25 protein-coding genes are annotated in these 22,840 nt (G+C 51.8%); 20 read left to right on the top strand and 5 right to left on the bottom strand.

Annotated elements, in window-relative coordinates; genetic code table 11:
* On the top strand, positions 1-215 hold a 215-nt coding region (locus tag ACR0QW_RS05530; protein ID WP_432642716.1), incomplete at its 5' end, for a hypothetical protein.
* Between the two features lie 463 nt (positions 216-678).
* On the opposite strand, the gene ACR0QW_RS05535 is transcribed toward ACR0QW_RS05530, so the two are convergent.
* Positions 679-1,704, bottom strand: coding sequence for a tyrosine-type recombinase/integrase (locus ACR0QW_RS05535; protein WP_432642717.1), 1,026 nt, complete (start codon positions 1,702-1,704; stop codon positions 679-681).
* A gap of 48 nt (positions 1,705-1,752) precedes the next feature.
* On the opposite strand from ACR0QW_RS05535, the gene ACR0QW_RS05540 reads away from it, so the two are divergent.
* The 7 genes from ACR0QW_RS05540 to ACR0QW_RS05570 all read left to right on the top strand — a co-directional run bounded on the left by ACR0QW_RS05540 (position 1,753) and on the right by ACR0QW_RS05570 (position 5,927).
* Positions 1,753-2,202: a hypothetical protein gene (locus tag ACR0QW_RS05540; protein WP_432642718.1), complete on the top strand. Its 450-nt coding sequence runs from the start codon at positions 1,753-1,755 to the stop codon at positions 2,200-2,202.
* Positions 2,203-2,343: 141 nt separating this feature from the next.
* Positions 2,344-2,682: a hypothetical protein gene (locus tag ACR0QW_RS05545; protein ID WP_432642719.1), complete on the top strand. Its 339-nt coding sequence runs from the start codon at positions 2,344-2,346 to the stop codon at positions 2,680-2,682.
* Positions 2,683-2,865 carry a hypothetical protein gene (locus ACR0QW_RS05550; RefSeq protein WP_432642720.1) on the top strand — a complete coding sequence of 61 codons (183 nt, stop codon included), beginning with the start codon at positions 2,683-2,685 and terminating at the stop codon, positions 2,863-2,865.
* Positions 2,862-3,416, top strand: coding sequence for an N-acetylmuramoyl-L-alanine amidase family protein (locus ACR0QW_RS05555; protein ID WP_432642721.1), 555 nt, complete (start codon positions 2,862-2,864; stop codon positions 3,414-3,416). The genes ACR0QW_RS05550 and ACR0QW_RS05555 overlap by 4 nt, the downstream gene beginning before the upstream one ends.
* Before the next feature lie 15 nt (positions 3,417-3,431).
* Complete coding sequence (locus tag ACR0QW_RS05560; RefSeq protein WP_432642722.1) at positions 3,432-3,713, top strand: hypothetical protein; 282 nt, start codon at positions 3,432-3,434, stop codon at positions 3,711-3,713.
* Between the two features lie 419 nt (positions 3,714-4,132).
* A complete protein-coding gene (locus ACR0QW_RS05565; protein ID WP_432642723.1) occupies positions 4,133-4,336 on the top strand; it encodes a helix-turn-helix domain-containing protein in 204 nt (67 codons plus the stop codon).
* Positions 4,337-4,757: 421 nt separating this feature from the next.
* Positions 4,758-5,927, top strand: coding sequence for a pyridoxal phosphate-dependent aminotransferase (locus tag ACR0QW_RS05570; RefSeq protein WP_432642724.1), 1,170 nt, complete (start codon positions 4,758-4,760; stop codon positions 5,925-5,927).
* 78 nt (positions 5,928-6,005) lie between these two features.
* On the opposite strand, the gene ACR0QW_RS05575 is transcribed toward ACR0QW_RS05570, so the two are convergent.
* A complete protein-coding gene (locus ACR0QW_RS05575) occupies positions 6,006-6,521 on the bottom strand; it encodes a PH domain-containing protein (protein WP_432642725.1) in 516 nt (171 codons plus the stop codon).
* A 153-nt stretch (positions 6,522-6,674) separates the two neighbouring features.
* Here ACR0QW_RS05575 and ACR0QW_RS05580 point away from each other — a divergent pair, with 153 nt between their 5' ends.
* Both ACR0QW_RS05580 and alr read left to right on the top strand, forming a co-directional pair.
* On the top strand, positions 6,675-7,691 hold the full coding sequence (locus ACR0QW_RS05580) for a nucleoside hydrolase (RefSeq protein WP_432642726.1): 1,017 nt from the start codon (positions 6,675-6,677) through the stop codon (positions 7,689-7,691).
* Between the two features lie 91 nt (positions 7,692-7,782).
* Positions 7,783-8,952, top strand: coding sequence for an alanine racemase (gene alr / locus ACR0QW_RS05585; protein ID WP_432642744.1), 1,170 nt, complete (start codon positions 7,783-7,785; stop codon positions 8,950-8,952).
* Positions 8,953-9,021: 69 nt separating this feature from the next.
* Here the strand turns inward: alr and ACR0QW_RS05590 are convergent, their stop codons facing one another.
* From ACR0QW_RS05590 to ACR0QW_RS05600, 3 genes are read right to left on the bottom strand one after another with little or no spacing between them, the layout of a single operon-like run.
* Positions 9,022-9,756 carry a DUF554 domain-containing protein gene (locus ACR0QW_RS05590; protein ID WP_432642727.1) on the bottom strand — a complete coding sequence of 245 codons (735 nt, stop codon included), beginning with the start codon at positions 9,754-9,756 and terminating at the stop codon, positions 9,022-9,024.
* Positions 9,757-9,760: 4 nt separating this feature from the next.
* Positions 9,761-10,018 carry a TIGR03905 family TSCPD domain-containing protein gene (locus tag ACR0QW_RS05595; RefSeq protein WP_432642728.1) on the bottom strand — a complete coding sequence of 86 codons (258 nt, stop codon included), beginning with the start codon at positions 10,016-10,018 and terminating at the stop codon, positions 9,761-9,763.
* Between the two features lie 16 nt (positions 10,019-10,034).
* Positions 10,035-10,631 carry an HD-GYP domain-containing protein gene (locus ACR0QW_RS05600; RefSeq protein ID WP_432642729.1) on the bottom strand — a complete coding sequence of 199 codons (597 nt, stop codon included), beginning with the start codon at positions 10,629-10,631 and terminating at the stop codon, positions 10,035-10,037.
* Between the two features lie 455 nt (positions 10,632-11,086).
* Between ACR0QW_RS05600 and ACR0QW_RS05605 the strand changes: the two genes are divergently transcribed.
* The 10 genes from ACR0QW_RS05605 to csaB all read left to right on the top strand — a co-directional run bounded on the left by ACR0QW_RS05605 (position 11,087) and on the right by csaB (position 22,835).
* Complete coding sequence (locus ACR0QW_RS05605) at positions 11,087-11,857, top strand: basic amino acid ABC transporter substrate-binding protein (protein WP_432642730.1); 771 nt, start codon at positions 11,087-11,089, stop codon at positions 11,855-11,857.
* Between the two features lie 185 nt (positions 11,858-12,042).
* Positions 12,043-12,831 (top strand): basic amino acid ABC transporter substrate-binding protein, encoded by a 789-nt coding sequence (locus ACR0QW_RS05610; RefSeq protein ID WP_432642731.1) that lies wholly within the window; start codon positions 12,043-12,045, stop codon positions 12,829-12,831.
* Positions 12,832-12,973: 142 nt separating this feature from the next.
* Positions 12,974-13,753, top strand: a complete 780-nt coding sequence (locus ACR0QW_RS05615; protein WP_432642732.1) for a basic amino acid ABC transporter substrate-binding protein — start codon at positions 12,974-12,976, stop codon at positions 13,751-13,753.
* Between the two features lie 27 nt (positions 13,754-13,780).
* Positions 13,781-14,437 (top strand): amino acid ABC transporter permease, encoded by a 657-nt coding sequence (locus ACR0QW_RS05620; protein ID WP_432642733.1) that lies wholly within the window; start codon positions 13,781-13,783, stop codon positions 14,435-14,437.
* 1 nt (position 14,438) lies between these two features.
* The gene (locus ACR0QW_RS05625) at positions 14,439-15,158 is read left to right on the top strand and encodes an amino acid ABC transporter ATP-binding protein (protein ID WP_432642745.1); all 720 of its coding nucleotides are present in this window, start codon (positions 14,439-14,441) and stop codon (positions 15,156-15,158) included.
* A 118-nt stretch (positions 15,159-15,276) separates the two neighbouring features.
* The gene (gene hpf, locus ACR0QW_RS05630) at positions 15,277-15,819 is read left to right on the top strand and encodes a ribosome hibernation-promoting factor, HPF/YfiA family (RefSeq protein ID WP_432642734.1); all 543 of its coding nucleotides are present in this window, start codon (positions 15,277-15,279) and stop codon (positions 15,817-15,819) included.
* 187 nt (positions 15,820-16,006) lie between these two features.
* A complete protein-coding gene (secA, locus tag ACR0QW_RS05635) occupies positions 16,007-18,463 on the top strand; it encodes a preprotein translocase subunit SecA (RefSeq protein ID WP_432642746.1) in 2,457 nt (818 codons plus the stop codon).
* 72 nt (positions 18,464-18,535) lie between these two features.
* On the top strand, positions 18,536-19,636 hold the full coding sequence (gene prfB / locus ACR0QW_RS05640) for a peptide chain release factor 2 (protein ID WP_432642735.1): 1,101 nt from the start codon (positions 18,536-18,538) through the stop codon (positions 19,634-19,636).
* A 15-nt stretch (positions 19,637-19,651) separates the two neighbouring features.
* A complete protein-coding gene (locus tag ACR0QW_RS05645; protein WP_432642736.1) occupies positions 19,652-21,751 on the top strand; it encodes a DUF5693 family protein in 2,100 nt (699 codons plus the stop codon).
* Positions 21,744-22,835 (top strand): polysaccharide pyruvyl transferase CsaB, encoded by a 1,092-nt coding sequence (csaB, locus tag ACR0QW_RS05650; RefSeq protein ID WP_432642737.1) that lies wholly within the window; start codon positions 21,744-21,746, stop codon positions 22,833-22,835. Before ACR0QW_RS05645 ends, csaB begins: the two co-directional genes overlap by 8 nt.
* Positions 22,836-22,840: the final 5 nt, after the last annotated feature.

Consider the following 22,840-nt stretch of genomic DNA (forward strand, 5'->3'; position numbering starts at 1 on the left):
TCCCCACTGTCTACTTACCGAGAATTACCGCATTAACCACACTAAGAGTTGACTTTGATGTTACTAATCTAAATTTAGTATTAGTTGACGCCCCTATACTCCAGGTAAGCGGGGGTAGTGGTTCAATTGATGTGTCGCTAGCTACCAGCACATCAAGAGCGGTAACTACATATATCCTTGTTGTGAAGGCTATAGGCAAAGTAAAATCGCCATAATGGCTATTATCAGGGATAGCAAAGTATCCCCACTGTTTAGATATGAGACAGCATAAAGCTGCCCAATTGAAACTCAATGCATTTCCACCCAGATTGATTTCAATGTGGTCTGAGTAACCAATCCCTGAAATAGTTGCAGTCCTGCCGTCCGTATTTGTGGCTTCAGGACAAAGAAGTACTTTTACGTTCATTTTCGTGACAGTTAGTGGCAACTTGATTGATGCCTGGGAGAATCCCGCATTTCTGGATAGCCTTCCCCACTGTATACCGACTAAAAAGGCCGGCTCATAGGCACTCTAACCGATTCATCCGTCGGTAAGATGGTCTGACCGGTCAAGGTAAAACCTTCTTTGCGGTCTGTTTTAACCACCTATCCTGGTATCATCAGTAACGCGAGTGCAGCGGCCGCAAACCTGCCTTGGAGCCATCGGGCAAGACCTGACAGTAACGCAGTAGTAACACGTTACTTGAGGAGTTCGATGCATTTTCTGAGCTGCCTGATGTTTTTGTGGGTATAGACGCGCTCGGTGACATCGCCGCCCGCGTGCCCCAGAATACGTCGCTTGGCCGTCTCGTTGGCCCCAGCGTTGTCAAGCAGGGTTGTGACCGTATGCCGACAATCATGTGTCGTGTGGCCAGCAGCATTGATGAGCTGCATGACTGAGCGCCAGACGATGCAATAACGGCTGTAGTCATAGGGATTCCCATTGGCATTACTCAGAAGAGTAGATCCAGGAGAATCCATCCTGGCAACAATCAATGGGAATATTCGGGGATGGATGGGAATGACCCGGATGCCGGAAGCGGTTTTGCTCTTGGTGATCCGGATGAACCGCTGCCTGATATTGATGTCTGACTTATGCAGATGAAGCAACTCTCCGACTCTCATACCCGTATAGAGAAGTATCAGCACGATGTCAACGTTGGCCGCATCAATGTTTTTCCATAATCGGTTAATCTTCTGCCGGCTAAACGGTTTGTGCGGGTGGACCTGCCGATTCTTTCCGATGGATAAAAGCGGGGCATAATTTTTGCTGGTGAGTTCAATCTTGCTGGCATACTGAGAGAGCAATGAAATAAGTGACCGTACTTTTTTAAGCGAGCTATACGACAGCCCGCTTTTTCGCATATCATCAATGATTCTTTGATAGTCCATGTATTTCAGGCCGGCAAAGGGTTCCTGGTGCAGGGATGATAAATGCTTGAAAGAGTTTTCATAGCTGCACAGTGTTGAACGTGATGGAGCGGTATCTGCCGTATGTGCTGGCAACCACCGATGATATAGTTCTGCCAGTGTTATTTGATGCCCAGGAAGGGAGCGATGGTGATGAGTCTTGTTGTAGTCAGCTTGAAAGATTTCAGCGTCAATCTGGTTGGTAAAGTATTCAACAGGCTTTTGCTTGCCATTTTCCGATATTACAAAGACAAACGGTCTCCGCCGGTTTCCGGACAGCCGTTTGATGCAGCCATATCCATTTGGTTTACGCATAAAAAAACCTCCTTCATGGAGGCCATTTTACTACAGGAGGATCAGTGAATGAACGGTACGAATGTTGATTATTACGTTTCCGGGTTCGATACAGCCGGCAAACGTGTTGGGTCGCTCATCTGTGACTTTGACCCTAACAAAAATGCAGAGAAGTTGGCTGCATTGAAGGAAAAAGCCAAATCCTTGTTTTCGGATGCGGCTGTTGTAGATGTCGTATCCGCAGCAGATTACAACAAATATCTGACTGGTGAATATGTGCGCGGTGTTGATGGTCAGCTTACAGCCTACGTTGCCCCAGAGCCTACGGCAGAAGAAAAAACTGCAGCTGAAAAGGCAAGTCTTGCCGCGGAATACGCATCTAATAAAGCGGATATGTTGAATGCATTGCAAGTTGCACAACTTGCTGGCAACACGAATGCTGTTGCAAATATCCAGCAGGACTATAAAGACATGACGGAAGCTTACAAGGCAGCCGTGGAAGGGGTGACAGCAAAATGAGCTTTTGGAAAAAGAAAAAGTACTGCCCATATTGCGGCAGTACTTTGAACACGGATGGAAGCTGCCCAAATAAAAGTTGTATTAAATATACGGACAGTACCCAGACGGCTGATACGGCAACTGCGAAAGAAGCGTGATGCAATGGGAATGGAAATACTGCAGTACTTATTAGCTGGGGCTTCGCCGCTGCTATCCGGCATTCTGCTTTTTGAGTATCGAAAGCGTGCAAACGCAGATGCGCAAAACCGGGTAGCCCAAGAGCAGAAGCATGAAGCACTAGTGCAAGGTGTCGTGGCGATGCTGCGTGATCGGCTAATTGACACAATGGACCACCATATTGAGGCCGGCTGGGTACCTGTACATAAAGCGGAAGCAATCCACAGAATGTACACGTCATACCATAACCTGGGCGGCAATGACATAGTAACAAAAACATATCAACAATTTATCCTTCTCCCGCATCACCAAGGGGGTGATTAATTGTTTGAAAAAATTAATATCGCAGATTGCATAGTCATTATCGGGCTGATAGCAGCCTTGATCATGGCTATTTTTTATAGCCTAAATGAGCTGGCGATGAGTATCGCCAGTGGTTTGCTTGGCTATATTGGCGGCAGCGTAAAATCTGCTGCCGTAAATAAAAAGGAGAGTGACAAACTATGAAGGTATATATTAATCCGGGACACGACCAGAAGTACGACAGTGGCGCAGTAAACCCCAGCAGCGAGCTGAGAGAATGCGACGTGGCTGCCGGTATCGGCGCAAAAGTAATGAAATATTTGGTAACTGCAGGATGTGATTGCCGACTCCTGCAGTCGGACAATCTCTATTATGACAGCGACTATGATGATCGCACCGTACCCGTATGTGAAGACGCTAATAGCTGGGGTGCAGACGTTTTCGTCAGCATTCATTGCAACGCTTGCAACGGCAGCGCACACGGCACGGAAGTCGAATGCTATGACAGTGATGGCGAGGGTGGTACGCTTGCTCAATGCATTCAAAATCAGATTATCGGTGCATTAGGAACGGTTGATAGAGGTGTCAAAGAAATGCCGGGGCTGATTGTATTAAAGCATACAGAGATGCCGGCGGTACTCGTTGAAACGGCGTTCATCGACAACGACGCAGATGCGGCACTCCTGGAAAACAAAGCCGACGAATTTGCCCGCGCTATTGCGCGCGGGGTAACAGACTATGAATGCAGTTTGTAATAGGAGGAATATATTATGAGTAAATGGACAGAAGTACGTGACGGCGTAGTGGCTGCATTAGACGTAAAAGAAGTAACGGAAGCAGCGAAAAAACAGCTGACAGATAATTTAGTAAATGAAGGCATGCCTGCATTGGAAGATGTAGCCAGCAAGTTTATCACAGAGATTCAGGCGCAGGCAGCAAACGAAACCGGCTGGAATAAAATCCGTGACCAGTTCGTATTACCGCTCCTAATCAACAGTACCATCTGGGCTGTGAAACTTGTATTAAGCAAGAGCACAACAGAAAACAACTAATGAAAAATCCCGCCGAGCCGTTTATTTACTGGTTCGACGGGATTATTTTTTTTTGCAATTAATCAATCTAAAATACTTGACGATACAGCGAAAAAGCTGTATAATAAAATCATAGAGAGGAGGTGAGGAAATGAAATGGAGAAAATAGAAAGAGCCATTCAGCTGATGGCTAATGTAATAACAATCCTGGCCGGGATAATTACAATAGTCAATTTTCTGAATGGCTGAACCAAGTAGGGGCGGGGCAACCGCCTTGCCCCTCTTTCCATTTCATTATATCACATGAGAACGATGATTGCACTGGTGCTTTTAACGGTATTGGCTTATGTGCGGGTATATTTTAACCGTGATAAGCTCTCTATTACAGCTGCTGTGGTGATCAGTCTGGCCTTGCTGGTAACCCTTTGGAGGTGATACTAATGCTGATAGATGAAGTTATGACGGCGGCAGAAGCGGCAAAGAGATGGCATGTCGGCGTATCCACGATACGCCAGGCGTGTACCGGTTACAAAGGCGGGCCACCCAGGTTTTCCAGAGAGGAAACCAGGCAGTCTGGCAGCACATGGCTTGTCACGGTGGCAGGGATGGAACGGCTCTATGGGCCGGCAGGCGGCAAAAAATAATGATAATAGTACAAAATAACAGACAGATTATTAATAAAAAGTGCACCAAAAGTGCACGAAAAATATAATATTCGATGATCCATAGTGGAACAGACAGACTTGGTAAAACCCATAAACCTAGGACCCATGCGGATTTCCGGAATGGTAAAAACACAGCAAAACTTCCCGTAGATACGCCGGGCATGATGTAATTTAAAATTCGGAAACCCGCATAGAGCCTAGCTTTATGCGGGTTTTAACTGCTTGAAATTGGGCCAAAATTGGGCTGAAATTGGGCAAGATTTTCTAAAAAAGATTCCCTCCTGATTCCTTTTGAACAAGAATGGATTTGGGAGGGAACCTTTTTTATTTGACGCCTCCGGTGTTCTACGCTATACTGTAACCATACTATAATACTAGGAAATAGAAATGAGGTTTTTCCATGGCTGACTTGTCTTTGCGTACTTGCACTTTTACTGATTCTGTGATCCGTCGCATGACCCGGATTTCCAACCAATACAATGCTGTGAACTTGAGCCAGGGATTCCCGGACTGGAATCCTCCCAAAGAAATGGAACAACGGCTCAGTGAAGTGGCTTTTTCCGGCCCTCACCAATACGCCGTAACCTGGGGGGCTCCCAATTTCCGCCAGGCTCTGGCCGATAAACAGAAGCATTTTACGGGGCTCGACATCGACCCGGAAACAGAAATCGTCACCACCTGCGGCAGTACGGAAGCTATGATGGTGGCCGTCATGACTGTTACCAATCCGGGGGACAAGGTCATCGTGTTTTCTCCTTTTTATGAAAACTACGGGGCCGATGCTATCCTTTCCGGTGCCGATCCCATTTATGTACCCCTGGTGCCGCCTGTATACCATTTTGATGCAGACGTGCTGGAAGCGGCTTTTAAACAGCATCCCAAAGCCCTGATTCTGTGCAACCCTTCCAATCCCTGCGGCAAAGTCTTTACGCTGGAGGAACTGCAGACCATTGCTGGGTTGGCAGAAAAGTACGATACCTGGGTGATTACCGATGAGGTGTATGAACACATTGTCTACAAACCCTACAAGCACATTTACTTTGCTGCCCTTCCCGGTATGTGGGAACGGACCATCTCCTGCAGTTCCCTGTCCAAGACCTATTCCATTACAGGCTGGCGGCTGGGCTACATCATTGCTCCACCCAAAGTCATCGATGAGGCCCGGAAGATCCATGACTATCTGACTGTGGGAGCCGCTTCGCCCCTGCAGGAAGCCGCCGTCACCGGGCTGCGGTTCGGGGATGACTACTATGCCTGGCTGCAGGACATCTATACCCAGCGCCGGGAACTGATGCTGGACGGCCTGCGAAAAATCGGCCTGCGCCATACGGAACCGCAGGGGGCTTATTACATCATGGTGGACATTGCCGACTTCGGCTTTGACAGCGACGAGGAATTCTGTTGTCAGTTGGCTGAAAAAGTGGGGGTGGGGGCTGTGCCCGGTTCCGCCTTTTTCCACGAAAGTATCAACAAATACATGCGGCTCCATTTCGCCAAGAATAAAAAGACCCTGGAAGAAGCTCTGGAGCGCCTGAGCAAGATTTACCAGAAAATGCCTGTGAAACACTGAACATATTTTATTCATCAAAAATAACCCGCCCCAAAATAAGGACGGGTTATTTCTTTCGCTGAGGAGTAGTGACAAGAATTAATGATTTGAAATTTGTTCCTCATATGCTTTTCTACACGCATCCACGAATGCCTGGGGATCGCGTACGTAATCAAAGGAATATTCCTTTTCCTGGTAAATGATGCTGACAGTGCCATAGCCTGCTTTCTTGCCTAGGAATCCCTGGGTGACAATGGCTTTGGCAGCCAGATCCAGGGAGAACATAAACTGTTTCTTTTTGAAGAGCCCTTTGAGGATTACCAGTCGTTTGTTGGTGAGTACCATGCCCTGGGATTTATACTTCAGGTACCGCACGGCAATCCAGATGACGCCGGCAGGCACATACAGGATGGCCAAAATCAGCGGCCAGAAAAAGTACATCAGGGACTGTTTGGCCTGGAGCAGTGGCTTTTCGGGTACTTCGGCCGGCTGATCCACCACTTCCGGCTCCACAGCTGATTCTTTTTCCAATTCTTCTTTTTCTGGAACGACTACTTCTGTGTCTTCGGTTTCCGGATTCTGTTCAGGCTGTTTTTGTTCAGGATTGGGTTCCACGGTACAACAACTCCTTTGGGTAAGAGATAAATGATTTCCATACGATTATAGCATATTCCGGGCCGCTGCGGCAGGGGAGAAAACTTGCCAAGGGCGGGGGGTGCGTACTATACTAAAGGTTGTCCTTATGGAATCAAATGGGAGGCGTTCGCCTTGTGGAATTTTGGTAAGAAAATGACGGCCCTGGTACTGGGCGGCCTGCTGGTCTGTACCCTGGGAGCCGGGACAGCTGCGGCGGCTGATTTCACGGGCCTGCAGCCGGAGGCATCGTCCCTGGTCTGCGACGGAGATCCGGGCAGCGATGATGCCTTTGCTCTGTTCCTGCTGAAGCAGAATGGACAGGTGCCCGACCTGGTCCTGGCCACTTTCGGCAATGCACCGGAAAAGCAGACCTATGCCAATACGGTGCTGATTACCCGGGCATTGGACATGAAAGTACCGGTATTGAACGGCGCGGACCGTCCGTACAAGGGAAAGAAACTGAAAAACTGGAAGGGAGGAGCCAATGGGGATGACGGGCTGTACGGCATCTCAGAAGACTGGCGGAAAAAACTGGGCCTTTCCAGAGACCAGCAGCAAAGCAGCGGAGACCTGGAGGCGGCAAAGAAACGTCTGAAACAGCTGCATCACATTACCTATATTGCTACCGGGCCTCTGAGTACCCTGGCCAATCTGCTGCAGGATCCGGACATCAGGAGCCGGATCGACAAGGTATATATCATGGGGGGAAATCTGTGGGAGGAACTGGGAAATCAGAATGCTGAATTGAATTTTTCCCGGGATCCCAAAGCGGTGGAACAGGTCCTGAAGAGCGGCCTGGATATTACCCTATTTCCGTTGGATTTGACCAGCAACCAGATTGTGGATGAATCGGAAATCCAGAAGCTGGTCGGGTATGGGAACTACCCGGAATTCATCCAGCTGCTGCGGGGCAATCAGGCTGCCCACGCCCAGCGGGGGATGGAGAATGCGGCGGTGATCCACGATATCTTTCCGGTGCTGTATCTGCTGGATCCGGGCAAATTCACAGAAGAAGACAAGAAACTGACGGTGGATCCTGCTACCGGGAACTTGACGGAAGCACCGAATGGAACCATAGTCCATACGGTGCTGGGTGTGAACCCCAGGACCCAATGGAGAGCTCTGGAGAGAGCCTTCCAGAAACAGTAACCTTGTAGTCCGTAGGGGCTTGCCAGGATTTTTGCCATAGGCAAAATATCACCCGGTAAGTCCGCATAAGTTATAAAAGGAGAGTTGCATGATGAAAAGCACACTGCGTCGTACCTGGGCTGAAATCGATCTGGATGCCCTGGCCTACAATTATCACAAAATTCGGGAGCACATCGGCCCCAAGGTAAAATTCCTGGGAGTGGTCAAGGCTGATGCCTACGGTCACGGAGCCGTGCAGGTGGGTACAGAACTACAGAAGCTGGGTGCCAACTACCTGGCTGTCAGCAGTATTGACGAAGCCATGGAACTGCGGTTTAACGGTATCACCATGCCCATCCTGATCCTGGGCCATACTCCCCGGGAACAGGTGGACCGGCTGATCTGCTTCAACATTACCCAGGCCGTGACCTGTGAAGCCAAGGCTCTGGAATACAGCGAGGAAGCGGTGAAATATGGCGGTACCCTGAAAATCCATGTCAAGGTGGATACGGGCATGAGCCGGCTGGGTTACATCTGCGAAGGGGATTACTTCGAACATGGGGTGGAGGGCATCATCCATGCCTGCAGCCTGCCCGGTCTGGAACCGGAAGGCATCTTTACCCACTTTGCTGTGGCCGACGAACCCGGTGAAGAAGCCCTGGCCTATACAAAACATCAGTTCCAGCTGTTCAGGAAAGTATGCGATGAAGTGGAAAAACGCACCGGCAGGAAATTCAAGCTGCGCCACTGTGCCAATACCGGGGCCACCACCCTGTTCCCGGAAACGTATCTGGATATGGTGCGGCCGGGCCTGCTGCTGTACGGATATGGGGAATTTGCCCGGAAACTGGGACTAAAACCAGTGATGTCCGTGAAGACCACCATCAGTACCATCAAGATCTATCCCGAAGGCACCAAAATCAGCTATGGGGGTATCTATACCTGTGACAAGACCACCCGTATGGGGGTGGCGCCCATCGGGTACGCTGACGGGTTCATGCGCTGCTTGTCCAACCGCTGCAGCTTTGTGACGGAGCAGGGTCTGGCGCCTCAGCGGGGCCGGATATGCATGGATATGTGCATGATTGATCTGACGGATAAGCCAAAGGTGGACGTGGGCAGTGAAATGGAATTGTTCGGTACGAAGCAGTCATTGGATGACTTGGCTGAAATGGCTGGGACCATTCCTTACGAAATCACCTGTAACATCAGCAAACGGGTACCCAGGGTGTATATAGAAGACGGCAGAGTCATCGGCAGGGAACTGCTGTTGAGAATGTAAAAAAAGACAGGAGCTGTGAAGAATCATTCACAACTCCTGCTTTTTTTGCCGGCGAAACCAGCATCTTCTTTATAACAAAGGAACGATGACTCCCGTCCACAGGGCCGACAATGGCATGACGATGGCCATGGATGGAATCATGTCGGCAATGGGGAAGTCCTTCAGCTGCAGCATGCGGAATCCGGTGGCTACCAGCAGTACCCCGCCGCAGGCTTTGAAATCCCCAATCATCTCCGGGGTGCAGAACGGCAGGATGGCATGGGCCAGGAAGAACAGGGCCAGGAAGATCACCAGCTGGGGCACAGCGATGAAGCTGACGATGATCCCCAGTTCACAGGCAAACAGGGTGGCGGTGGGCAGATCCATGATAGATTTGGCGATGAGGATACTGTGATCTCCTGCCATGCCCGATACCATGCTGCCGTAGATCCCCGTGCCGCTGGCACAGAACAGGACGATGATGGTGATCAGTTTGCTTTCATATTCATCCCGGGAAATTTCCGTATCTCCGCCAGAAACGGGCAGCACTTTGCTGATTAGTTTTTCCAGGTCCCGGGAGCTGGCTATGATCCGGTCGCCCAGGCGGATCCAGAGGCCAATGATGGTGCCGGCGATGACAGCAAAGGTCACAGCCGGCAGGTTCTTCAGAAAGCCGATGGACATGATGCCCATCAAAAAAGCACAGGCTCCGAATACGGTGGTGAGTTTTTCCTTAAAATCCTCCGAAAGGCGGGGACCCAGCAGGTTTCCGATGATACCGCCGATGATTACGGCAGCTACGTTACAGATAACCCCGATCGGCATAGGATCAATTCCCGCCTTTCAGGGCTTTTTCCACACCCTGGGCCAGCTGGTCAGCGCAGGAGGTGGCCTTGCTGCCGCATTTGTTGCCCTTCAGCAATTCTACCGCATGTCTGGCATCAGCGCCTTCCAGCAGCTTACTGATGGCGCTCAGATTGCCGGGGCAGCCACCATAGAAATGGATGTTGTGCAGTTTGCCGTCTTCCAGGCTGAAGTCAATCTGCTTGGCACAGGTATCGTTGGTCTTGATGCTGAAATTTTTCATAATAATTATACTCCCCTCATATCGTACTGACTGATTCAAAAAAAGCCTGAACCACATCTGGGTCGAACTTGGTCCCTGCCATGTCCTTTATGACCTGAGGACTTTTGCTGCCGGCAATGACCCATTGCCTGGTACATGGGTTACACTTCCGGTCGTAAAAATTGCACACAGCAATGATCCGGCTGCCGATAGGGATGTTTACACCTTTCAGCCGCCGGGGGTACCCGCTGCCATCCCAATTCTCATGGTGGTGCAGGACAATCTTTCGGATATGTCCGAAGGCCGGGATATTCTCCAGCATGCTGGCCCCGGCCATACAATGCCGGCGGTATGCTGCCTGTTCCCGGGTATTGAAATACGGGTACTTGGACAGGATGGTGTTGGAAATGGCCAGCTGTCCGATGTCATGGAGCAGGGCGGCCATCTTGATGCAGTTTACTTCATTGCGAGGCAGACCCATCTTTGCTGCTGCAGCCACCGCGTAATTGGCCACCTGCTGGCTGTGCAGGAACAGGTCATGGTTCTTCAGTTCCATCAGCCGCAGAAACAGTGAAACGACTTCTTTGGCATCTGTATCCGTGGGAAAATCCAGGAATTGGGGTATGGTGATCATGGGACCGCGACCTTTGCTTGTGATTTCAGACTTGCAAAATAAAGTATACTATAAAACAGGCAGTTTGTGAATTTCCCGTTGCCAAACTTTGCGGGGCCTTTTATAATAGGTAGGAAACAACTCAGGTCTGTGGTTGCAAGTCGATGCCAGTTGCAGGCAAAACGATCCACGTAAGCAGGCAAAAACCTGTGAGCACGGTGCAGCTTAGAAGTAAGTCCTGCCGCGAAAAGCGAGAGAGGCAGTAGTGGGGAGCATGAGGCTTAAGAGCGAACCCTCCAGCAGGCGAGTGTGGGGGCGAAAACCAGGTCAGCTGAGTTGTTTTTTTTGCGCCCAAAATCGGAAATAAGAATACAGGATACTTGACGGGAATATATTGCATAAAAATGCACAAGAATGTATAATGACACTATTCCTTATAAAAAGTAACATTCTACGGAAGATTTGGGGGGATTACAATGAAAAAAGTAATGGTCTTACTCTGTGCACTGATGATGCTGATCGGAGCGGCAGGCTGCGGCAGTACTTCTACCAACAGTACCGGCAAAACAACGGACAAGAAAGAATTGGTAGTAGGGACGGAGCCTTCGTTCGCACCCTTTGAATTTCCGGACAAACAGAGCGGTGAACTCACTGGATTCGATATAGAACTGATCCGGGCTCTGGGGAAGCGTGCCGGGTATGAGAAAGTCACCATCAAGGGTATGGGCTTCGATGCCCTGATCCCTGCTTTGGATACCGGAAATATTGACGTGGCCATTGCCGGGATGAGCATTACCGATGCCCGGAAGCAGAAAGTGAACTTCACTGATCCATATTATGAAAGCGGGCTCATGACCATCGTCCGCAAGGACAACGACAGCATCAAGGGCCTGGACGACCTGAAGGGCAAGACCATTGCCGTGCAGCTGGGTACTACCGGAGCGGAAGCTGCCGGCAAGATCCAGGGGGCTACCGTGAAGACTTTCGACACCAGCGATACCGCCTGCCTGGAACTGAAAAATGGCGGGGCTGATGCGGTCATCAGTGATCTGCCGGTACTGCAGTATTTCCTGAAACAGGGCGGCAATGCCTATGCCAAACCTGTGGGTGAACCAAAGAAGGGTGATTTGTATGGCATCGCTACTGCCAGGAAGAACAAGGGCCTGTGCGACAAGCTGAACAAGGCTTTGCAGGATATGAAAAAGGACGGGGAATACCAGAAGCTGTACGACAAGTGGTTTCAATAAATTGTCCGGAGAGGGAGAGTTTCTGAAAACGAGCCGCAGGAGGGAATTTGCCTGCGGCTCGTTTTTATGGGGAAGCGGCTGAGAAATCTTTTCAAATCATCATTGCATAAAAATAAATAAAGATGTATAATAACAACATCAAGCAAAGAAAAAACCCATTCAAGGGCCAATGAGGAGGAATATTTATGAAAAAGATGAAGATGTTCGCTGGAATCCTGGCCGGCCTGATGATGTGCATGGCTGCGGCAGGCTGCGGCGGCAGTTCCAGTACCAGTGACAAAAAGACGGCTGACAACAAGAAAGAACTGATTGTAGGGACCAATCCCTCCTTTGCCCCCTTTGAATTCACTGATAAGAAAGACGGCAAGGTGCAGGGCTTCGACATCGATCTGATCAATGCCCTGGCTAAGAAAGCCGGTTACGAAAAGGTTACAATCAAGAGCATCGCCTTCGATGGTCTGATTCCCTCCCTGGAATCCGGGAACATCGACGTTTCCATTACCGGGATGAGCATTACCGATGCCCGGAAACAGAAAGTGAACTTCACTGATCCTTACTATGAATCCGGTCTGATGGCTGTGGTCAAGAAAGACAATGAAAGCATTAAGAGCCTGGATGATCTGAAGGGTAAGACCATTGCTGTACAGATCGGTACCACTGGTGCCAAATACGCTGAAACCATTGAAGGAGCCAAAGTGAAGACATTCGATACCTCTGACCTGGCCTGCCTGGAAATGAAGAACGGCGGCGCCGATGCGGTCATCAGTGATCTGCCGGTACTGCAGTATTTCCTGAAACAGGGCGGCAATGCCTATGCCAAGAGCGTGGGTACTCCCAAGAAGGGTGACTTCTACGGCATCGCAACCGCCAAGAAGAACAAGGAGTTGTGCGACAAGCTGAACAAGGCACTGGCCGAACTGAAAAAAGACGGCGAATATCAGAAAATTTACGACAAATGGTTCAAGGCTGAATAAAAAATGATTTTTCGAAAAAAGGATGGTCCCGTGAGGCCGTCCTTTTCTTTTTTTTTTTACTTCGTGCATAAGTGAAAAAACAGTTGTATCAATATACGTGAAGCTGTATAATAATTACAATATGAAGATGGAGGGAAGCCCAATGAAAAAATTACATGTGGTAGCAGGTTTACTGGCAGTTTTGATGATGGCAATCGCAGCCGGCTGTGGTGGCGGCAGCCAGCAGGCAGCCAAGGAACAGAAAGTACTGAGAGTGGGTACGGAGCCCACGTTCGCTCCTTTTGAATTCCAGGAAAAGGATTCCAAGGAATTTGCCGGTTTCGACATGGATCTGGCCCGGGCTCTGGGAAAGAAGATGGGCAGGAAGGTTGAAATCCAGAACATGGGCTTCGATGCCCTGGTCCCGGCCCTGAACTCCGGCAATATCGATATGGTGGCTGCCGGCATGAGCATCACTGACGAACGGAAGAAAGCCGTGGCCTTCTCCGACCCGTACTACACTTCCGGTCTGATCATCGTGGTGACCAAAGACAACAATGACATCAAGACCCTGAAAGATCTGGAAGGCAAGAAAATTGCCGTACAGATCGGGACGACCGGTGCTGCCAAGGCAGGTACGGTCCCCGGTGCCAAAGTGACCAGCTTCAACACCAACGCTGAAGTGTTCCTGGAACTGGAAAACAAGGGCGTGGATGCCGTAATCATCGACAAACCTGTGGCTGCTTACTATATGACCAAGGAAGGCAAGGAAAAGGACAAGATGGTGGGTGAAACCATGGATGCTGAATCCTACGGCTTTGCATTCAAGAAAGACAGCAAACTGGCTGCTGAAGTGAACAAGGCTCTGGGTGAACTGAAACAAGATGGTGAATATGACAAAATCTACACCAAATGGTTTGGCAAGGCTCCTGCAGCCAAATAATTAACCAGTAAAAAAGGAAGAGAATGCATGAATTTTGAGATTATCAAAGATTCCCTGCCTCTGCTGATTGCCGGGGCAGGCGTCACTGTTGAGATTACTGCGGTTAGCGTCGGCCTGGGCCTGGCCATTGGTATCGTCGTGGCCCTGATCCGCCTGTGTGGGATCAAGTCTTTACGCGTTTTGGGCAATATCTATGTAGATTTCCTGCGGGGCACACCTCTGCTGGTCCAGATCTTCCTGGTCTATTTTGCCCTGCCTGCACTGATCCACCATCGGGTGGATGCCTATGTGGCTGCTATTTCTGCCTGCTCCATCAACTCCGGTGCGTACGTAGCGGAAATCTTCCGGGGCGGCATCGAATCCATCGACAAAGGTCAGATGGAAGCCGGCCGGAGCCTGGGGATGAGCTGGTGGCAGACTATGAAGCACGTTATCCTGCCCCAAGCCTTCAAACGGATCATTCCGCCTCTGGGCAACGAATTCATCGCCATGCTGAAGGATTCCTCCCTGGTATCCGTTATCGGCTTCGAAGAGCTGACCCGTCGGGGCCAGCTGATCATTGCCCGGACTTATGCCTCTTTTGAAATCTGGCTGAGCGTCGCTTTTATCTACCTGATCATGACGTTTGCCGTGGCCCGGTTCGTAGGCGCTCTGGAAAGAAGGTATAAGAAAGATGAACAATGAGATGATTAAAGTGGAGGGCCTGCATAAAAGTTACGGTGCGAACGAGGTCCTCAAGGGAATCGATGTGACTATCGCAGAACAGGAAGTGGTGGTCGTTATCGGTCCCAGCGGCAGCGGCAAGAGTACGTTCCTGCGCTGTCTGAACTACCTGGAAGTGCCCACTTCCGGCACCATTACCTTCGACGGTATCCCTCTGGACGGGAAGGCCAACATCAACGAAGTGCGGAAGGAAGTGGGGATGGTGTTCCAGAGGTTCAACCTGTTCCCCCATATGACCGTGATGGATAACCTGACCCTGGCGCCTGCCATCGTGCGGCATGAGAGCAGGGAAGAAGCCGTGGAGAATGCCAAGAAATATCTGGCCAAGGTGGGACTGCTGAGCAAGGCCGATGCCTATCCGGCCAGTCTGTCCGGCGGCCAGCAGCAGCGGGTGGCCATCGCCCGTGCCCTGTGCATGAAGCCAAAGGCCATGTTGTTCGATGAACCTACGTCTGCACTGGATCCGGAAATGATCAACGAAGTGCTGGACGTCATGAAGAGCCTGGCCCGGGAAGGGATGACCATGGTAGTGGTGACCCACGAAATGGGCTTTGCCCGGGAAGTAGGCAACCGCATTTTGTTCCTTGACGAGGGCAAAATCCTGGAACAGGGTGATCCGAAAGAGTTCTTCGACCATCCGAAGAACGAACGGGCCCGGAGCTTCCTGAGTAAGATCCTGTAGGCAGATCTCAAAAATTTGTTACATTTTTTTAGAATCTTTTGCAGGGATTTCCGCTTTGTTGTAGAATATATATAGTAAGAACGGTGGGAAATGTTCCACCGGTGAGGAGGTAGTTATTATGGCAGTAAAAGTTCGTGGTAAAAACATCGAGGTCACCCAGGCTTTAAAAGACTACGTGGAAAAACGTGTCCAGACCATCACCAAACAATTCAAGACGGTGGGCGAGATCACTGCCGTGATGCGTGTGGAAAAAGGCAAACATACGGTAGAAATCACGGTACCGGCCAGCGGCATCGTCCTGCGGGCGCAGGAAACTTCCGATAATATGTATGCATCCATTGATGAATGCGTAGAAAAAATCGAACGGCAGATTCATAAATACAAGACTCGCCTGATGAAACGGAAATACAGCAACTTCAAGGATGCGGAACCGGCTCCTCTGCCTGATAATGAAGAACTGCCGGAAGAAACGGGCGAATTCACGGTAGCTCGTGTGAAGAACTATGCCATGCGCCCCATGGGTGTACAGGAAGCCATTATGCAGATGAACATGCTGAACCATGACTTCTTCGTATTCTTCAACGCTGAAACGGAAAAGATTGCCATTGTATATCGCAGAAAGAACGGCGATTATGGCCTGATCAATCCGGAACTGGTGTAAAATTTCCAGTTACGCAAGCTTTACCGGAATTTCATCAAGTTTTTACAAAGAGTCGAGGCTTTTTGCCCCGACTCTTTTTGACTTTCATATAGCCATTTGCTACAATTATAAAATGGATTCATAGAGTGTATTTTTTGCGATATGCGCATCAGATATTGAGGAGTGATAAAATTTGCTGGAACACCTGATGAAACTGGTCTTTGGGGACCCGAACAAGAAAGAACTGAAGGTCTGCCAGGGCTATGTGGATAAAATCAATGCTCTGGAACCGGAAATTTCCGCCCTGAGCGATGCCCGTCTGCGGGCCAAGACGGATGAATTCAAGCTGCGGCTGAGCAAAGGGGAGACCCTGGATGACATCCTGCCGGAAGCTTTCGCTGTGGTACGGGAAGCTTCCCGCCGGGTCCTGGGCCTGCGCCATTTCGATGTACAGCTTATCGGCGGCTGCATCCTGCACAGGGGTAAGATTGCCGAAATGCGTACTGGTGAAGGGAAAACCCTGGTAGCTACTCTGCCGGCCTACCTGAACGCCCTGGAAGGCAAAGGGGTGCATGTGGTCACCGTCAACGACTACCTGGCACGCCGGGACAGCGAGGACATGGGCCGGGTATATCGGTTCCTGGGCCTGACAGTGGGACTGATCGTCCACGACATGGACTTCCCCGCCCGAAAGGCCGCCTATGCTGCCGATATCACCTACGGTACCAACAACGAATTCGGATTTGACTATCTGCGTGATAACATGGTGGTTTCTTTGGACGAAATGGTCCAGCGGCCTCTGCATTACGCCATCGTAGACGAAGTGGACTCCATCCTGATCGATGAAGCCCGTACGCCTCTAATCATTTCCGGACCTGGGGAAAAATCCACGGACCTGTACAACATCATGGCCGATGTGGTGAAGAACTTCAAAGAAAAAGAAGACTACACGGTGGATGAGAAGCTGAAGACCGTAGCTCCCACGGAACAGGGTATCGCCAAGGCTGAAAAGCTGCTGGGCGTAAAGAATATGTATGATCCCCAGAATGGCACTGATCTGAGCCATCAGCTGATGGAAGCCCTGAAGGCCAAGGCCCTGATGATCCGTGACCGGGATTACGTGGTGAAAGATGGCGAAGTCATCATCGTGGATGAATTCACCGGCCGTCTGATGTATGGCCGCCGCTATTCCGAAGGCCTGCACCAGGCCATCGAAGCCAAGGAACATGTGAAGGTGGAACGGGAAAGCCAGACACTGGCTACCATCACCTTCCAGAACTACTTCCGGATGTATGACAAGCTGGCCGGCATGACTGGTACGGCCAAGACGGAAGAACAGGAATTTCAGAAGATCTACGGCCTGGATGTAGTGGTCGTACCTACGAACAAGCCCAATATCCGTATCGATTATCCGGATGTAATCTACAAGACGAAACGGGCCAAGTACAGGGCAGTGGTCAAAGCCATCGAAGAGCTGCACGCCGTGGGACGCCCTGTGCTGGTGGGGACGACTTCCATTGCCCAGAGCGAAGAGCTGTCTGCCATGCTGAAGAAGAAGGGCATCCCTCACAATGTGCTGAATGCCAAGTATCATGAAAAAGAAGCTGAGATCGTGGCTGACGCCGGCCAGATGGGCGCCGTGACCATTGCTACCAACATGGCAGGCCGTGGTACGGATATTACCCTGGGCGAAGGTGTAGCCGAACTGGGCGGGCTGCACATCATCGGTACCGAACGGCACGAATCCCGCCGGATCGACAATCAGCTGCGTGGGCGCTGCGCCCGTCAGGGCGATCCCGGTTCTACCCGGTTCTATCTGTCTCTGGAAGACGACCTGATGCGGCTGTTCGGATCCGACAACATCTCCGGCATCATGGACAAACTGGGTATGGACGAGGACGAACCCATCGAACACAAGCTGGTGACCCGCTCCATCGAGAATGCCCAGAAGAAAGTGGAAAGCCGGAACTTCGACATCCGGAAACACGTGCTGGAATACGATGATGTGATGAACGAACAGCGTGAAGTCATCTACGATCAGCGGCGGAAGATTTTGGAAAAAGCTGATTTGAAGGAAACGGTGCTGAGCATGGCCGATCATATTGTGGACCGGACCATGGATATGTATGCGCCCAAGGAATCTTACAGCGAAGACTGGGATATTCCGGCCCTGATCAAATATGCGGAAGAATTCTATGTGCCTGCCGGCAGGCTGAAAGCTGATGAACTGGCTAACATGAGCCGGGAGGAACTGGAAGAATACCTGCATAAGGCGGCTCATGATTATTACAACGAACGGGAAGCTGCCATCAGCGCACCCATCATGCGGGAACTGGAAAATCTGGTGATGCTGAAAGTGGTGGATACCCACTGGATGGAACACCTGGATGCCATGGATGCCCTGCGGGAAGGAATCGGGCTGCGGGCCTACGGCCAGCGGGACCCCTTGGTGGAATACAAATTCGAAGCCTATGATATGTTCGAAGCCATGAAGGAAGCCATTGTGGATGATGTGGTCCGGTACATGTACCGGGTGAACGTGGTAACCCAGCCTACGGTAGAAGATCATCTGTCCCAGGCTTCTGTGAACAATCCCAATGTGGACGGTGCCGCTGAACAGGCCAAGAGCCCGGCTGAAAGCCATCCGCAAGCAACGAAAAACTGACGACGCATCAAACGGAGCTGGGGAAACCCGGCTTCGTTTTTCCCATGTTAAAAAAGAAAGGGCTGGAAAACCTTGTTACTGGAAGAACTGAAACCGGAAATCACTCAATTGAAAGAGAAACTGGACGAACTGAAGGGGGGACTGAAGATTCCCCAAAAGACGGAACGGATCGCTGATCTGGAGCACCAGATGGCTGCCCCGGGGTTCTGGGACGATCCGGATAAGGCACAGACCGTGGCCCAGGAAGCCAACAACCTGAAAAGTGAAGTGGAAACGTTCCACGGCCTGGTCCAGAAACTGGATGATGTGGAAACTCTGTGGGAAATGGCCATGGAAGAAAAGGACGAAAGTCTCCAGAGCGAAATCGAAGGGGAAGTGGAAGGGGCCAAGAAGACCCTGGCCGATCTGGAACTGGGCATGCTGCTCAGTGACAAGTACGATGCCAACAATGCCATCCTGACCCTGCACGCCGGGGCAGGCGGCACCGAAGCCCAGGACTGGACCCAGATGCTGCTGCGAATGTATACCCGGTATGCTGAACGGAAAGGGTTCACCGTAGATCTGATGGACCTGCTGCCCGGGGAAGAAGCCGGCGTGAAAAGTGCTACCCTGACCATCTCCGGCCACAACGCCTACGGATTTTTGAAGAGCGAAAAGGGTGTGCACCGGCTGGTGCGGATTTCTCCCTTTGATTCCAACGCCCGCCGCCACACCTCCTTTGCTGCTGTGGATGTAATGCCTGAACTGGATGAAACCGTGGAAGTGGACCTGAACATGGACGATGTACGGGTGGATTACTACCGGGCCAGCGGTGCCGGCGGTCAGCACGTCAACAAAACCTCTTCCGCCGTGCGGATGACCCACAACCCCACGGGTATCGTGGTGCAGTGCCAGAACGAACGGAGCCAGCTGCAGAACAAGGAACGCTGCCTGGCTCTGCTGCGTGCCAAACTGTATGAATACGAAAAGGCCATCCAGGATAAGAAAATCAGCGAAATCGCCGGCGATTACCAGGCTATCGAATGGGGCAGCCAGATCCGCTCCTATGTATTCCAGCCCTACACCATGGTGAAGGATCATCGTACCGGTGCCGAAACCGGCAATATCTCCGCTGTCATGGACGGGGATCTGGACTTGTTTGTGGAAGCCTATCTGCGCAGCCTGAAACACTAAGAGGAGAACATCGCCATGAAAACCTACAAAAAACTGTTCCTGGCCCTGGTCGGCCTGGGGCTGGCGGCTTCCCTGTGTCTGAACTGGCAGCGGATCCAGGTGGAAAAAGCCAACAGGACGGTGGAGACCGTCATGGAATACAACAGCCTGCTGCGGATCGCTCAGGAAGAGGGTGTGCCCAAGGAAGAAGTGTTCAAGCAGTTCCGGGAACGGGGCGTGACCACCCTGACCGTGTTCGATACCAGCCTGGACAAGCTGGCCCAGAAGGGTGCCGTGAACGTGCTCACCGGGGCCCAGCTGCTGGAAATGGGACGGGTGCAGAGCCTGCGGCCTGAATGGCAGGCCATCATCGACAATCCTGAATTCATGGTGGATGCCCTGTACATTTCTGCCGGTACCAGTGACCGGGCCCTGCGGGAAGTAGAAGAAGACATCCGTCTGCGTTTCGGACTGGAGCGGATTGTGGAAATGAATACCTCTCCGCTCATCCTGCGTTTCGACGGGGATACCATCATCAGCAAGAACCCCATTGCCGGTGATGAACGGGGCGTCCGGGAAATGGATCTGGGGCCTTCTACGGATGAACTGCAGGATGTGGCCAGAAACGGCTTCATGGTGGCCATCCGTCCTACCAATTACAGCGAACGGTATACGGCTGCAGCCGCCAGTGAAGAAGAACAGATCCATGCCTTCTTCGACCGGCTGGACAACAGCGGTGCCCATGTGAGCCTGATCATCGGCAGCGGCAAACAGATGCTGGGCAATCAGAAACAGCTTCCTCTTGTTGCCGGAGAACTGCTGAAGCGGCACATCACCCTGGGTATGGTGGAAGGGGTGACCCAGTTGCAGTTCGTGCGGCTGGACGGCCTTACCGAGTTGGCCAAACTGGCCAACTACCAGGTGGCCCGCACCTATGTGATTGCCGACGCGGAACAGCGGAAGATGCAGGTGTTCGATGCCTTCCGGCGCTGGTCCCTGGCGGACGAGGAACGGAATATCCGGGTGAATTACATCAAGACCTTCCTGACGCCCCGGGACAACAAGACCCTGCTCCAGACCAACCTGGATTACGTGGAACGGGTGACGAAGGATGTGGACAGCAAGGGGTTTGCCAAGGGCCCGGCTGACATTTTCCAGGTGTATCAGCCCAGCCGTCTGTGGTATGTGCCCCTGGCCTTCTCTCTGGCAGCTGCTTTCTGCATGTATCTGCTTCTTTTGGGTGTATTGCAAGAAGAACATTATGTGAAGAGCACCATGGGCCTGGGTGTGGTACTGTCGGCTTCTGTATTCGCTGGTCCTTTCAGCCTGCTGGCCCGGCAGGGCATTGCTCTGGGCGCCGCTGTGACCTTCCCGGTGCTGTCCATGTACCGGATGATGGGAATCTGGCGGCAGAGCGGACACAACGGCAGTCTGGTCCAGCTGGTCTGCCGTACTACGCTGCATCTGGGTGAGACCATCGTACTGTCCCTGATAGGGGCTTCGCTCCTGGGCGGTATCCTCAGCGACACCCGTTTCCTGCTGGAAATGGACATCTACCGGGGAGTCAAGGTCACCTTTATGCTGCCGGTGTTCCTGACTTTGCTGCTCTTCCTGCGGACCCACGGTCTGTGGAAGAAAGGGGAAGACTGGCGGAAACCCTTCCATCGCGTGGTGGAATTCCTGGATCGTCCACTGAATTTGAAAGCCCTGGCAGTCCTGGGCATCTTTGCCTTCGTGGCCTGGGTATTCATCGGCCGCAGCGGCCATACGGCCGGGGTCCCGGTACCCATGGTGGAACAGAAACTCCGGTTCTTCCTGGAGGAAACCATGTGGGCACGGCCTCGTGAAAAAGAATTCATGATCGGGCATCCGGCCTTCTTCCTGGCTGCCTGGGCGGCCTGGAAACAGCTGCCTGCCTGGTTTTACGGTCTGTGCGTCACGGCAGCGGCCATCGGCCAGGGCAGCCTGGTACAGACCTTCTGCCATATGCGTACCCCCATCCTCATGAGCTATGTACGGGCCCTGGATGGATATGTAGTCGGTGTGGTGGCCGGCCTCATCGCCATAATTATCTTTGCGGCGGCTTATCCTCATGTACTGCGTCTGATCCAAAAGAGGAGGAATTCCGTTGGGTAAGATCCTGATCTCCGGCTATTATGGCTTTTCCAATGCAGGAGATGAAGCCATGCTCACGGCCATCGTGACCAGCCTGAAACAACAGGATCCCCAGGTGGAACTGACGGTCATTTCCGGTCATCCGGAAATCACCGCCCGGCTCCATCCGGTGAAGGCCATCCATCGGTTCGACCTGTGGGGCATCCTGCGGGCCATGACAGGCACGGATCTGCTTCTTTCCGGTGGCGGCAGCCTGCTGCAGAATGTGACCAGCCGCATGAGTCTCTATTATTATCTGTCCATCATTGCGCTGGCCGGGCTGCTGGGCAAGAAGATCATGCTCTTTGCTCAGGGTATCGGCCCCATCCGGGGGACGTTCAGCCGCTTCCTTACCCGGTTGGTGTGTAAAAAAGCAGATCTCATCACGGTGCGGGACGACGGATCCCTGGAAGATCTCAGTTCCATGGGGTTCGATCCGGCTGCCATCCACGTGACCAGCGATGCCGTGTTCTCCCTTCCGGAAGGACGGAAGGACTCCGGTGCGGCGCTGCTGGAAAAATTGGGCGTGGATCTTACCCGGCCGGTGGTGGGACTGGCCCTGCGCCACTGGAAAGGGGAAAAACGGTTTACAGCTGAATTTGCCAGAGCGGCTGATCAGCTGAAGCAGGAATTCGGTGCCCAGATCCTGTTCCTGCCTCTGCAGTTTCCTGCGGATGCGGAACTGTCCGCCCAGGTGCGGGATCAGATGCGGGAGAAAAGCGATGTATTTATCCTGGAACAGAAATGTTCCACCCAGGAGTACCAGGACCTGATCAGCAATTTCCATCTGCTGATCGGTATGCGGCTCCATGCTCTGGTGTTTGCTGCCCTGAATGACGTGCCTTTTATGGCCATCTCCTATGATCCCAAAGTGGACCGGTTCGTAGACGGCATGAAGGGGGACGTGGTGGATACCATCGACAGGGTCATCTCTGGTGAGTTAGTGGCCTGGGCCCGCAGATTATGGCAGGAGGACGGCCGGCAGCGCCGGGACCAGATCCGTGCACTGCGGCAGGAAGCCAGAGCCAATATCGGACGGGCTCTTGCTCTTATCCATAACAAGTAGGAGGA

Source organism: Acidaminococcus sp., from assembly GCF_050873445.1.
Taxonomy (GTDB): Bacteria; Bacillota; Negativicutes; order Acidaminococcales; family Acidaminococcaceae; genus Acidaminococcus.

Coding starts and splice junctions, on each gene's coding strand:
- ACR0QW_RS05570 (WP_432642724.1), top strand. CDS start 4,758: ATGGCTGACTTGTCTTTGCGTACTTGCACTTTTACTGATTCTGTGATC.
- ACR0QW_RS05620 (WP_432642733.1), top strand. CDS start 13,781: ATGAATTTTGAGATTATCAAAGATTCCCTGCCTCTGCTGATTGCCGGG.
- alr (WP_432642744.1), top strand. CDS start 7,783: ATGAAAAGCACACTGCGTCGTACCTGGGCTGAAATCGATCTGGATGCC.
- ACR0QW_RS05615 (WP_432642732.1), top strand. CDS start 12,974: ATGAAAAAATTACATGTGGTAGCAGGTTTACTGGCAGTTTTGATGATG.
- hpf (WP_432642734.1), top strand. CDS start 15,277: ATGGCAGTAAAAGTTCGTGGTAAAAACATCGAGGTCACCCAGGCTTTA.
- ACR0QW_RS05605 (WP_432642730.1), top strand. CDS start 11,087: ATGAAAAAAGTAATGGTCTTACTCTGTGCACTGATGATGCTGATCGGA.
- ACR0QW_RS05535 (WP_432642717.1), bottom strand. CDS start 1,704: ATGCGTAAACCAAATGGATATGGCTGCATCAAACGGCTGTCCGGAAAC.
- ACR0QW_RS05540 (WP_432642718.1), top strand. CDS start 1,753: ATGAACGGTACGAATGTTGATTATTACGTTTCCGGGTTCGATACAGCC.
- ACR0QW_RS05545 (WP_432642719.1), top strand. CDS start 2,344: ATGGGAATGGAAATACTGCAGTACTTATTAGCTGGGGCTTCGCCGCTG.
- ACR0QW_RS05610 (WP_432642731.1), top strand. CDS start 12,043: ATGAAAAAGATGAAGATGTTCGCTGGAATCCTGGCCGGCCTGATGATG.
- ACR0QW_RS05595 (WP_432642728.1), bottom strand. CDS start 10,018: ATGAAAAATTTCAGCATCAAGACCAACGATACCTGTGCCAAGCAGATT.
- ACR0QW_RS05555 (WP_432642721.1), top strand. CDS start 2,862: ATGAAGGTATATATTAATCCGGGACACGACCAGAAGTACGACAGTGGC.
- ACR0QW_RS05600 (WP_432642729.1), bottom strand. CDS start 10,631: ATGATCACCATACCCCAATTCCTGGATTTTCCCACGGATACAGATGCC.
- ACR0QW_RS05560 (WP_432642722.1), top strand. CDS start 3,432: ATGAGTAAATGGACAGAAGTACGTGACGGCGTAGTGGCTGCATTAGAC.
- ACR0QW_RS05565 (WP_432642723.1), top strand. CDS start 4,133: ATGCTGATAGATGAAGTTATGACGGCGGCAGAAGCGGCAAAGAGATGG.
- ACR0QW_RS05590 (WP_432642727.1), bottom strand. CDS start 9,756: ATGCCGATCGGGGTTATCTGTAACGTAGCTGCCGTAATCATCGGCGGT.
- secA (WP_432642746.1), top strand. CDS start 16,007: ATGAAACTGGTCTTTGGGGACCCGAACAAGAAAGAACTGAAGGTCTGC.
- ACR0QW_RS05625 (WP_432642745.1), top strand. CDS start 14,439: ATGATTAAAGTGGAGGGCCTGCATAAAAGTTACGGTGCGAACGAGGTC.
- ACR0QW_RS05645 (WP_432642736.1), top strand. CDS start 19,652: ATGAAAACCTACAAAAAACTGTTCCTGGCCCTGGTCGGCCTGGGGCTG.